Genomic DNA, 11,971 nt, shown 5'->3' with positions numbered 1-11,971 from the left:
CAAAGATTGTGTATATGCGCTAAGCTCAGTTAAACTGTTTAAACAAGCGCTGTCCAGTCGGCGTCATGGCAAGACCGCCCTTGCCTGTGCAGCGCAATTCACACGGGATCGCCTGTCCGACCTTATGCATGGCAACGATCACCTCATCCAACGGAATAAGCGCGTCAAACCCTGCCAAGGTCATATTCGCGGCTGACAGCGCATTGCCCGCCATCAGCACGTTTTTACCCAAACAAGGGGCCTCCACACGGTTTGCCACCGGATCACAGACCAGCCCAAACGTATTTTGCAACGCCATGGACGCAGCCCCTATGGCTTGATCCACACTACCGTCAAACAAGGTGACAAGCCCCGCCGCCGCCATGCCTGATCCTGATCCGGTTTCGGCCTGACAGCCGCCAATTTCTGCTGAAAAGGTGGCCATCCGCGCGATAAAGACCCCGATCAAGCCTGCTGCCAGCATGGCTTTGACCTTTTGATCTTCTGTCATGTTCAGCGCGTTTGCTACACCTAGCACACAGCCCGGCAATGTCCCGCAAGACCCCGCTGTCGGGGCCGCAACGATGACCCCCATGGAACTTTTAACGTCCATCAAGGCCGTGACCGCCAAGATCACATCATTTTGCAAGCCCAAATCCATGAAGTTATTGCTGCCCGCTTTCTTCTTATAAAGCGGGGCTTGGGCCAGATAAATGCGATCTTGATAGCTGGTGCCATTAATACCATCTGCGATAGATTTATCCAAAATCTGCACAATATCGCGCATCTTTTCAAAGACATCTTCTTTCGAAAGGCCGCCACGTGCACTTTCGTACGCAAGTGCCAATTCCCAGAACTTTAAATCCTTATCCTGATTATAGGCCAACAGACTGGTGGTATCACAAAAGGGCACCGTCAGGTCTTTGCGTGATGCAATCGGCAAGACAGGGGCCATGGTGCGCGCGTTAGGTAAATCCAGCGGCTGTTGACTTTTAATCTGGGTAAAGCCCCCACGCGGCAAGATATAATCGGCCTCCACGTCCGGTGCATCCCCTTCCACCAATGTCTCGTAGAAGTCCCCGAAAATCGAGAGTTTAGTGCCATTGATCTCAATGACCTCAATCATCCCCCCGCCCGTTGAAATCGCAAGCATACACAGCGTGTGATCTTTGCTTGCCAAGGTCAGCTTATAAGTATTCTCATGAGTTGCACCATAATCGGTAATGCGGATGTCGACCGACACGCCCGTTTCTTCCAGATAAGTGCGGGAGTCTGCCATACGTTCATCGGTTACAGGCCAGCCCATCAATCCGGTAAACAACCCCATATCGGAGCCTTGGCTTTCGTGGGTTGGCTCCAGCGATCCGTTCGGGTCATATTCGATCAGGACCGTATCAAAATCCCCGTCCATATAATCACGGGCCAATGCGCCAATGCGATGGGCCGCGGCAACATGAGAACTTGACGCCCCGCGCATAACGGGGCCGATTGCATCATTGAAAATGGAGGGATAATGCATGTCTTAACCTGCTGTCTTTTGGATATAAAGTGCGGTCATCAAATCCAGATGCGCCCCGCCACCATTTTTGTAGATGGTGATCTCATCTGCACTGGTGCGCCCGCCTGCCCCATTACACAGATCATACAAATCACCTTTGACGTCCTCTTCCTTTAAGACACCGTTTTTAAGCGGGATCATCAGCTCGCCAATATCATGCAATGTGGTTTCACGCGCATCGACAAACAGGCTGCCTTTGGTGATCAGGCTGTCTTTGGCTTCGCGCATGTCTGGTCGATACGCCCCGATCAAATCAACGTGGGTTCCGGGCTTGATCCAGTCCCCTTCCAAAAACGGCTCAACTGTCATGGTGGCGGACGAAACGATATCAGCTTGGGCCAAGGCAGTTGGTAAATCTTCCACGGCCTCAACACCTTTTTTATCTGCCAGTTCCTGCGCTTTGGCGAACGTGCGGTTCCAAACCAAGATACGTTCCAGATTTGGGAAAACTTCCCGATACGCATCGATGAGGGAGTCTGCAACTGCCCCTGCCCCGACGATCACCAGCACTTTACTATCCGCTCTGGCAAGCAAACGCGCACCAAGGATACTATCACCAGCCGTCTTCCATTTCGTCACCATGATCCCGTCGATCAAGGCTGTGGGCACGCCTGTTTCATCATCAAACAGGGTAAAGACCGCATGGATGCTGGGTAATGTGGGTGTGCGGGTTTTATTGTCAGGGAAAATCGTCGCCGTCTTGATCCCGATCCCTGCACCCTTGATCCACGCAGCACGGTTAAGCAACGCATCTTCGCCATGTTTAAACAGGATATCATCAATATCGGCGCGCGGCTTTTTATGGCCTTCGATCATCGCATCGCTGACACCTTTCCACGACAGCAGATGCTCCACCTCAACGGCTTGAATAAAAGATAGTGCGCTCATTTATGCCTCCTTAAACATGGGCCAAGTATCACCGATCCGATACCCTTCGGGCCACGGGTCACTTGGGTCCAGCATATGTTGATAGGTGCCGGTAATCCAGCCCCGACCGGACAATTCCGGGATAATCGCGTCTTTGTCACCCACTTTGGTTGTCTTGACAATCCGCCCGTCAAAGCGCGAATTGATGACAGATCGGGCGATATATCTCTCCCCCACATCCATCAAACCACGCGCATGCAACACCGCCATGCGGGCCGACACGCCTGTCCCTGTGGGGGATCGATCCAGCTTGCCCGGTTGGATGACAACCGTGTTTTTAACCGACTTAATCCCGCCTTCCTCAATCATGGGGGCATGGATTTGACAGAAGGAAAAATGGATCCAATCCGGGTTGGTGGGATGATGAAAGCCCAGTTGTTCATTAGCCGCATTCGTGATCTTGATCCCCATTTCCGCCAGATCGCGGGCTTCATCGGGTTTGATCTCAAACCCCAGTTCTTTTGCCGATGCCATGACAAAGCTGTCCCCGCCAAAGGCAGTATCCACCGTCAATGTGCCAACGCCTGCAACTTCCAGCTTGGCATCCAGTTTATCGGCAAAGGACGGCACGTTCTGGACCGTCACGCGCTCTACCTTGCCGTCTTTGCAATCGGCTGTCACGTTGACCAGACCGCCCGGGGCTTCCAACGTCATGTGGGTCACAGGTTCCTGCATGGGGATAATGCCTGTTTCCAGCAAAACCGTGGACACACAGATGGAATTTGATCCCGACATGGGCGGCGTGTCTTCCGGTTCCATAATGATCCAGCCCATTTGCGCGGCTGGATTTTTGGCAGGCACCAACAGGTTGACGTGGCGAAACACCCCACCGCGTGGCTCGTTCAGCACAAAATTGCGCAATGTATCGTCTTTGGCAATCCAACGCGATTGCTCCCAGACCGTCTCACCCGGTGGCGGGGCGACGCCGCCAACGATCACGTCCCCGACTTCGCCTTCTGCATGGCAGCCGACGACATGAATAACTTTTGAAGAGCGCATGGTTACTTCACCACAAAACCGTGTTTGTAGGGGTCGCGATCATCAATCGTGATGGTGCTTGTGCCGGTCTGACGTGCCCAGCCCGCAATGGACGGGATAATTGCGTCATAGTCCCCCACTTTTGCGGTGCCTTCTACGCGGCCTTTAAACATGGAGCCGATGATGCTTTCGTGGATAAACTCATCGCCCACAGACAATTTGCCCAGCGCCGCCCATTGTGCCATGCGCGATGACGTCCCTGTGCCACAAGGGGAGCGATCAATCGCTTTATCGCCATAAAACACGGCGTTGCGTGCTGTGGCTTCGGGTTGTGTGGTATTGCCCGTCCATAAAATATGGCTTAGGCCTTTAATGTCCGGCTTTTCCGGGTGCACAAACTCGTACTTTTCGTTCAAGGCGCTGCGTAGTTTACGGCTAAATTCAATCAACTGGCCTGCGGTATAATCCGCCATGTCCTGAAAATTGCTTTGTGCATCAACGATGGCATAAAAATTCCCGCCATAGGCCACATCCACAAAGATATCGCCCAATTCCTCAATCTCCGCGCTTAGCCCTTGTTTATAAAGGAAAGACGGGATGTTGGTCAGGCGGACTTCCTCGACATATTCCCCGACTTGGGTATATTCTGCGACCACCAGACCTGCGGGTGTATCCAGTCGCAACACCCCCGGTGTCTTGGGTTTGACGAGGCCATTTTCAATCGCCATGGTCACCGTACCGATGGTGCCGTGCCCACACATGGGCAGACAGCCCGATGTTTCGATATACAAAATGCCGACATCGCAATCGTCGCGCGTCGGTGTATAGAGGATGGAGCCAGACATCATATCGTGCCCACGTGGTTCAAACATCAGGCCCGTTCTGATCCAGTCATATTCTGCCAGAAAGTGCGCGCGTTTTTCCAACATGGTATCGCCTTTAAGCTCCGGTCCACCACCTGCGACCAGTCGAACGGGGTTCCCGCAGGTATGCCCATCGATACAAAAAAACGTGTTTCTTGCCATTTTTGTTTTTCCTTAATTTAAAAACGGTTGGGACGCAGCGCCTGCACATCAATAGATGTGTCCTGCCCCTCAATAAGTTCTGAAACCAGTTGGGCGGTTGCACTGGACTGGGTCAAGCCCAAATGCCCATGCCCAAACGCATAGATGATGTTGTTAGATTTGGTGGAATAACCGATCACAGGCAACGTATCCGGGATGGCAGGCCGTGCGCCCATCCATTCCACACCGTCCTGATCCTTGAGGTCAGGCAATAACTTTCGCGCCTTCGCCAGCATGGTTTTTGATCGTTTGTAGTTGGCGGGTCGATCCAGCTTCGCAATTTCCGAAGCGCCACCGATGCGCACGCCATCCGACAAGGGTACAGCCACAAAGCCATGTTCGCTAAACACCAGCGTATGATCCAATTCAGGCCACGCAGATTTGGGCAAGGTCGTGTTATACCCACGCTCCCCAATCAACGGCACAGGATCACCCAGTTGTTTGCTAAGCTGTGACGACCAAGGACCTGCTGCCAAAACGATTTTGTCGGCAGCAATCTTATCACCATTTGCCAAGCTCACCTGCCCATCAGACAGGGATGTAACTTCCCCATAGACCGTCTGCACGCCTTGGCCTTGCAGATAATCATGGATCGCGCGGCAAAAATCATGCGGGTTGGAAACGGACTGCCAAGTGCTGGCAAAAATACCCGCAACAAAGCTTTTCGCCAATCCGGGCTGGAAATCATGCAGCGCTTGGCCTTCATAGACGTCAAAGTCGATATTATGTTCTTTACGGAAGTGCCAGTTTTTTAAATCTGCCTGAAATGCCGCCTGACTTTCATAGACATGTAGCGCGCCGTTGGTGCGCACCATATGGTCAAGGTTCGTGCGTTTTAACATCGGCGCAAAGGTATCGCGCCCCAGATGCATAAGGGCCGCCTGCACATCAATACTGCGTTTAAACTGGGCGGGACGCGCGGCTTTTAAAAAACGCAACAGCCAGCCCAGTGTATGCGGCAAATCCTGCGGGACCACAGCAAACGGCCCCACAGGATCCAGAAACCACTTGATCGCTTTTTTGACGATCCCCGGAGAAGCCAGCGGCATAATATCGGAAAAAGCCAACCCAGCCGCATTGCCTTGCGAGGCCCCTGCCGCCACTTTTTCTTTTTCCACCAATGTCACCTGCTTGCCCTGACTGATCAGTTTTTCAGCCACCACAAGCCCGACGATACCTGCGCCGATTACGACGATATGTTCTGACTTCCCCATGGGTGTTTCCTTATGCTTGGGTATAAGACGTTTTGACGGTGGTATAAAATTCCGCCGCATAACGCCCCTGTTCGCGCGAACCATAGCTGGACCCTTTGGTCCCGCCAAAGGGCACGTGATAATCCACGCCTGCGGTTGGCAAGTTGACCATCACCATACCCGCTTTCACATTGGCCTTAAAGTGTGTGGCATATTTAAGCGATGTCGTGCAAATCCCCGCAGACAAACCAAACTCGGTGTCATTTGCCAGCGCTAGCGCCTCGTCATAATCCTTGGCTTTTATGATCGTTGCGACCGGGCCAAAAACTTCTTCTTGGTTGATGCGCATATCATTGCGGGTATCCGTAAACAGCGCCGGGCTCATAAAGTAGCCGTTGCCGTCCAGTCGTTCCCCGCCACAAGCCAGCGTTGCCCCTTCAGCTTTTGCGATTTCGACATATTCCAGATCTTTTTCAAGCTGGCGTTCATCGATCACTGGGCCGATTTGGGTAGACGCATCGCGCGCATCACCGACTTTAAGGGCGCTGACGGCCTTTGTCATAGCAGCGACGAAGTCATCATAGATGCCTTCTGTCACGATCATGCGGCTGGAGGCTGTGCAGCGTTGACCGGTTGAGAAAAAGGCACCGTTGACGCAAGCCCCAACCGCGACTTCAAGGTCAGCGTCATCCAGCACAACCATGGGGTTTTTACCGCCCATTTCCAACTGAACTTTTTTAAAGTTGACTGCGCATGCTTGGGCAACACTACGCCCCGTTTGCACGGACCCTGTAAAGGAAATTGCCGCCACTTTCGGATGATCAATCATCACGGGGCCGATCTCTGATCCCCGACCGTTGACCAGACTAAACACGCCCTTGGGCAAGCCGGATCGTGAAATGATATCAGCCAAAGCCCACGCACTGCCCGGCACCGCTTCTGCAGCTTTTAAGACAACCGCATTGCCATAACAAATGGCAGGCGCTGTCTTCCATGCCGGAATAGCGATGGGGAAGTTCCAAGGCGTGATCAAACCGACAACGCCCAAAGGTTCGCGGCGCATATCCACTTCCACACCGGGACGCACAGAGTCCAGACGTTCACCCGCAAGGCGCAATGCTTCACCGGCAAAGAATTTAAAGATTTGACCTGCACGTGCAGCTTCACCAATGCCTTCTGGCAAAGATTTACCTTCTTCACGTGATAGCAGATCGCCAAGTTCTTCCTTTCGGGCCAGAATTTCTGTCCCGATGGCGTCCAGCACGTCAAAGCGCTGTTGCGGCGTGGACTTTGCCCAGTCTTTTTGTGCCTCATGGGCAGCGTTAATGGCTTGATCCATCTCATCCGCTGTCGCACGGGCCGCTTGACCGATCACATCGGCTGTATCCGAGGGGTTGACGTTGGGGACGGATTGCGTCCCCATTGTCCATTCCCCACCGATCAGGTTAGGAAAGTTTGTCATAAAGCCAAATCCTTCTTACGCAGCAAGGGCATATTTAGACAGGTCAGGACGGCACGCGATCTGATCGCGGATCACTTTTTCCACCCATGCGCGGTGCTCGCCCACCAAAGGTTTACGCGGTGCACGGACATGTTCAGTGGAGCCAACCGCAATCGCTTCTGCCAGTTTGATCTGTTGAACCAGTGCTGTAGACACATCAAGATCCAGCAGCGGACGCAGCCAGCGATAAATCTCGCGGGCTTCTTCCATACGGCCTGCACGGAACAGGTCATAAATACGCTGGTTCTCTTCTGGGAAGGCGATGGAAACGCCGGACACCCAACCATCAGCGCCCATTGCCAAAGCTTCCAAGCCGAGATTATCTACGCCTGTAAAGACTTTGTAGCGATCGCCACAGGCGTTGATGATTTCCGTTGTACGGCGGATATCGTCGGAGCTTTCCTTAATCGCAACAAAGCGGTCATCTTTCGCCAGTTCCATCATCATTTCCGGTGTCACGTCAACACGGTAAGCCACACGGTTGGAATAGATCATCACTGGCAGATCGCCCGCTTGTGTGATGGTGTTCAGGTTGTCCAATGTTTCCTGACGGTCTGTGTGATAGATCGGGGACGGCACGATCATCAGGCCATCTGCACCAGCTTTGTTGGCACGGGCTGCCAGCTCGCACGCCTCACGGGTGCCCGCTTCGTTGACTGTCAACAGGACTGGCTTATCACCACATGCGCCTTTTGCAATTTTCAGAACGTCGATCCGTTCGTCTTGGGACAACATGGAGCCTTCGCCCAACGTGCCGCATACGATAACGCCTGCGTTACCGGCATCCATTTGCAAACCGATACAACGTTCCATTTCCGCGGCATCAAGGGAGCCGTCTTCTTTGAACTTTGTTGTGACGGCAGGCATCATTCCATTCCACATAGTATTTTCCTCTTCTTTGATAAGTATAGGTTTTTTAAAACGTTTTCATAATTAGCGAACATTAGCCAGAAATTTTTTCGTATGTTCGCTTTTTGGATCACCGAAAATTTGCTCCGGCGGGCCGATTTCTTCCATGACCCCTTGATGGAAATAGGCGACACGATCAGAGACATCGCGGGCAAACCCCATCTCGTGGGTAACACAAATCATGGTCATGCCTTCTTCTGCCAGCATGCGCATGGTTTCCAACACCTCCCCGACCAGTTCCGGGTCAAGGGCGGATGTGGCTTCATCAAACAGCATATATTCAGGTTCCATCGCCAAAGCGCGTGCAATGGCAAGGCGTTGCTGTTGTCCGCCGGACAAGGCAGACGGATAGACGTTTAATTTTTCCCCAAGACCTACGTGGCGAAGCTGTTTTTCCGCAATGGCCAACGCATCGGTCTTGGAATGTTTTTTGACGATCTGCGGGGCAAGGGCCACATTTTCCAACGCCGTCAAATGAGGGAAAGAATTCCACTGCTGAAAGACCATGCCGAGATTTTGGCGCAGCTTGTTCATGTCGGTTGATTTGGCATGGACATCCACCCCATCGACGATGACCGCCCCTTTCTGGATTTCTTCCAGAGCGTTGATGCAATACAGCAGGGTTGATTTGCCGGACCCACTGGACCCGATGACGCTCAGGACTTCACCTTTTTCGACATTCAGGTCGATCCCTTTGAGAACATGAAGCGCGCCAAAATATTTATGGAGTCCTTTGATCTCGATCATGAGGCCCACCTTTCTTCAAGCTTTTGTGAGTATTTGGACAGCGGATAGGAAAGCGCGAAATAGAACGCCCCTGCCACCGCGAGAATAAGAAACGGTTCCTGCGTGCGGGTGATCAGGATTTGGGAAGCGCGCAGCAGTTCCACATACCCAAGGACGGACACCAAGGCGCTATCCTTCATCACACTCAACGCCACGCCAACCCAAGCGGGGAAAACCGCACGCAGACCAATGGGCCAAACCACATAGCGCATATCCTGCCAGTAGCTCATCCCCAAAGAACGCGACGCACGACGCATGGGCAATCCAACCGAGTCAATGCCAGCACGGGCCACTTGGGTCACCAAGGCCGCAGTGTACAGGCTCAGGACAAAAATGCCGGACGCAAACGGGTCCAACGCCCAGCCAATGATCGGAAAGAAGTTGTAAAACAAGACCAACTGGATCAACAGCGGGACACTACGAAATAGATCCAGCACAGGGCCAAGGGTACTGCGGACGATAAAGTTGCCCGCATTCATTCCCCAGCCGCACACGATACCAACCATTGTGCCGACAACGATAGACACCGCAGAAATCAACATGGTACGCCCGGCAGCTTCTGCCATAAACCAGATATCGTTCAACTGGAAACCGGAAAAGACGGATACGGTATTACTCATTTTTTCGGCCTCCTTTAATATCTAAACAGTCTGAAGGATGCGAGCTTGGCACCGCCAAGGATCACTTTGACAATTGCGTAGTAAATCAGGGCTGCAACCGCGAAATATTCAAACATTCGATAGGTCTTTGACGCGAAGAACTGTGTCTCGCCAGATAGTTCGCGAAAACCGACCATCATGCCAAGGGAACTCATCAACACTGCCCAGACCATCTGGTTGGTCATCGGGTGGTACACAATGCGCAACACCTGCGGAATAACGATGCGAATATAGGTCTGCGTCGAGGTCATGCCCAAGGAACGTGCGGCACGTATTTGTGTGTCCGGCACAGCTTGGAAACCACCGCGAAAATTCTCCGCCAGATATCCGGCGTTATTGAAAGCCAGTCCGGCAACGACGATAAAATAAGGCGACAGGTGGATTGAAAAAGCACCCAGACCAAACCCGAAGAAAAACAACTGAAACAGAGCTGGTGTATTGCGCGCTAACTCAACCCAGACCGTGGCAGGCCAGCGGATCAGTTTGTTATCCGACATGCGCGCGATGGCCAGCAACAGGCCGCAAAAAATGCCGATAATCATAGATAAGGTGGCAACTTCGAGGGTGGTCAACCCGGCACTTAACAACTCAGGGAGCTTGTTAAAAACGGGTCGCCAATGAAAATTGTAATCCATTAAAACTACCTCTTTGGGGTCGGCGCCCGAACAAGGGGGGATGGGGGGAGTGTGTTCAGGCGCCGAAAAGGGTTAGTACATTACGCCGGGAATGCGCAGTTCAGGGGCATCGCCACCGACATACTTACCCCAAAGTTCCGCATAACGACCGGAGCGAACCTGATGGGTTACAAACAGATTGAGATAGTTTAACCAAGATACGTCTTTGCGCGGGCCTACAACGGATGTGTAATCTGTTGTCCACGGCATGCGCGGGCCTGCAATGACCGTTTCATATTGATCAACAACAGGTTTTACGGCTGTGTTTGTCGTAAGACCAACATCTGCCTTGCCTTGCGCAACAGCTAGAAAGACTTCGTTTTCACTTTGATAGCCTTGATAGTCTTTATCCCAGCCACGCTCTTTAGCGATTTTCAAATATTCTTGCTCGGGTGCAGTCCCTACAGCAGCGGCAACGCGCTTACCTGCCAGATCTTCAAAGGTGGTCACGCCGGTATCTTTACCCACAATAGCCTGTGCAAAATAGATAGCATAAGGGATCGTGAAACCGACCGTCTTCGCACGTGCCAATGAGTCAGATGTTGCCCCAAACACCACATCCGCGCGGTTCGTCACGATCAAGGGCAGACGTTCCGCCCATGTTGCGGGGATGATTTTCGCTTCTACTTCAAGCGCTTTTGCCAAGTCCTGACAATATTCCACATCAAACCCGGCAGGTTCATTATTTGAGTCACGGTAGCCGATTGGCGGGAAATCCAGAACCACGCCACAGCGCAGTTCACCGTTATCAATCACATCGTCGAGTTTATCCGCCTGTGCAGGGGATTGCGCAAACAGTGTCGCTACGCCTGCACCTACAACAAGTGCCTTCATAAACCGATTAAACATAAAAATTAACCTCCACATTAAAAACAGAACCAATGGCGCAGCCTTTGTTTGCCTTCTTACATCGGTGATGAATTTGACCATATTGCATATTGGATACAATATTCAATATATTTTTTACAAATTTTTGACAGCACCATCTCGTTTGACATCGAAACGATTGTCGCTTATTCAAAAAAGGGCAGACTTTTGGGAAGGATGAACCTTGTACGACGACTTGAAAAAACGCGCGGTGGACTTAGCTAAAACAGCTTCATCGTCGGATATTATCTTTGATGCTTTGCGCGATGCCATCATCAGCGGCAATATGAAAGCAGGCGAGTCGATCCGTCAGGAAAATATCGCCAAGATTTTTAATGTCTCACGCATTCCAGTACGTGAAGCTCTAAAAAAGCTTGAATCTCAGGGGCTTGTGAAAAATGAGCGCTATAAGGGCGCAATTGTCTCGTCCTTGTCCGACGCAGAATTTAAAGAGATTTATGAAATTCGCTTGTTGCTGGAACCCACAGTCGTTCGCTATGCCGCGCAAAATATCTCCAAAGAAGCCTTGGAAATTGCGCGCGCCTGCTGTGAAGAATTCAGTACAGAAACCGACTCTGCCAAATGGGGGGAGTTGAACCGGAAGTTCCACGAGGCGCTTTATATGGGGGCAAACCGCCCTTTTCACCTCAAAATTATCAATGAAGCCAGCGACCGTATCGATTCCTATATCCGCGCACAGCTCGTCCTTACCGACGGGATGACGAAAGCGCGCAAAGAACATATGGAAATTCTGGAAGCCTGTGAAAAAGGCGACGGGGATCGCGCCGCCGCCCTAACCCGTCAGCACATTGAGGATTCCTACAACAGTCTGATGGAATTTATGGGCAATAACTCAAGCAAACTTGCTTAAATAGC

12 protein-coding genes are annotated in these 11,971 nt (G+C 52.0%); 1 reads left to right on the top strand and 11 read right to left on the bottom strand.

The annotated features are described in order from the left end of the window. Window positions 1-25 precede the first annotated feature (25 nt). The 11 genes from Q397_RS0114530 to Q397_RS0114480 form a co-directional block, all read right to left on the bottom strand. The gene (locus Q397_RS0114530) at window positions 26-1,498 is read right to left on the bottom strand and encodes an L-serine ammonia-lyase, iron-sulfur-dependent, subunit alpha (protein WP_028880035.1); all 1,473 of its coding nucleotides are present in this window, start codon (window positions 1,496-1,498) and stop codon (window positions 26-28) included. 3 nt (window positions 1,499-1,501) lie between these two features. After that, on the bottom strand, window positions 1,502-2,425 hold the full coding sequence (locus Q397_RS0114525) for an ornithine cyclodeaminase family protein (RefSeq protein WP_028880034.1): 924 nt from the start codon (window positions 2,423-2,425) through the stop codon (window positions 1,502-1,504). Next, window positions 2,426-3,463, bottom strand: coding sequence for a trans-3-hydroxy-L-proline dehydratase (locus tag Q397_RS0114520; RefSeq protein ID WP_028880033.1), 1,038 nt, complete (start codon window positions 3,461-3,463; stop codon window positions 2,426-2,428). Window positions 3,464-3,465: 2 nt separating this feature from the next. Next, window positions 3,466-4,467 (bottom strand): 4-hydroxyproline epimerase, encoded by a 1,002-nt coding sequence (locus Q397_RS0114515; RefSeq protein WP_028880032.1) that lies wholly within the window; start codon window positions 4,465-4,467, stop codon window positions 3,466-3,468. A 17-nt stretch (window positions 4,468-4,484) separates the two neighbouring features. Continuing rightward, on the bottom strand, window positions 4,485-5,720 hold the full coding sequence (locus Q397_RS0114510; protein WP_028880031.1) for an NAD(P)/FAD-dependent oxidoreductase: 1,236 nt from the start codon (window positions 5,718-5,720) through the stop codon (window positions 4,485-4,487). A gap of 10 nt (window positions 5,721-5,730) precedes the next feature. After that, entirely contained in the window at window positions 5,731-7,161 is a 1,431-nt protein-coding gene (locus tag Q397_RS0114505) for an aldehyde dehydrogenase family protein (protein WP_028880030.1), read from the bottom strand. Window positions 7,162-7,176: 15 nt separating this feature from the next. After that, window positions 7,177-8,082, bottom strand: coding sequence for a dihydrodipicolinate synthase family protein (locus Q397_RS0114500; protein ID WP_028880029.1), 906 nt, complete (start codon window positions 8,080-8,082; stop codon window positions 7,177-7,179). A gap of 51 nt (window positions 8,083-8,133) precedes the next feature. Beyond that, on the bottom strand, window positions 8,134-8,856 hold the full coding sequence (locus Q397_RS0114495) for an amino acid ABC transporter ATP-binding protein (RefSeq protein ID WP_028880028.1): 723 nt from the start codon (window positions 8,854-8,856) through the stop codon (window positions 8,134-8,136). Further along, window positions 8,853-9,515 (bottom strand): amino acid ABC transporter permease, encoded by a 663-nt coding sequence (locus tag Q397_RS0114490; protein ID WP_028880027.1) that lies wholly within the window; start codon window positions 9,513-9,515, stop codon window positions 8,853-8,855. Before Q397_RS0114490 ends, Q397_RS0114495 begins: the two co-directional genes overlap by 4 nt. Window positions 9,516-9,529: 14 nt before the next feature. Further along, on the bottom strand, window positions 9,530-10,189 hold the full coding sequence (locus tag Q397_RS0114485) for an amino acid ABC transporter permease (protein ID WP_028880026.1): 660 nt from the start codon (window positions 10,187-10,189) through the stop codon (window positions 9,530-9,532). Between the two features lie 72 nt (window positions 10,190-10,261). After that, entirely contained in the window at window positions 10,262-11,077 is an 816-nt protein-coding gene (locus tag Q397_RS0114480; protein ID WP_038014129.1) for a transporter substrate-binding domain-containing protein, read from the bottom strand. A 202-nt stretch (window positions 11,078-11,279) separates the two neighbouring features. Here Q397_RS0114480 and Q397_RS0114475 point away from each other — a divergent pair, with 202 nt between their 5' ends. Then, window positions 11,280-11,966, top strand: coding sequence for a GntR family transcriptional regulator (locus Q397_RS0114475; RefSeq protein ID WP_038014124.1), 687 nt, complete (start codon window positions 11,280-11,282; stop codon window positions 11,964-11,966). Window positions 11,967-11,971: the final 5 nt, after the last annotated feature.

Origin of the sequence: Terasakiella pusilla DSM 6293, from assembly GCF_000688235.1 — a bacterium.
GTDB classification, from domain to species: domain Bacteria; phylum Pseudomonadota; class Alphaproteobacteria; order Rhodospirillales; family Terasakiellaceae; genus Terasakiella; species Terasakiella pusilla.
Note: the sequence above shows the minus strand (reverse complement) of the source record. Positions and strands in the feature narration are given on the sequence as shown.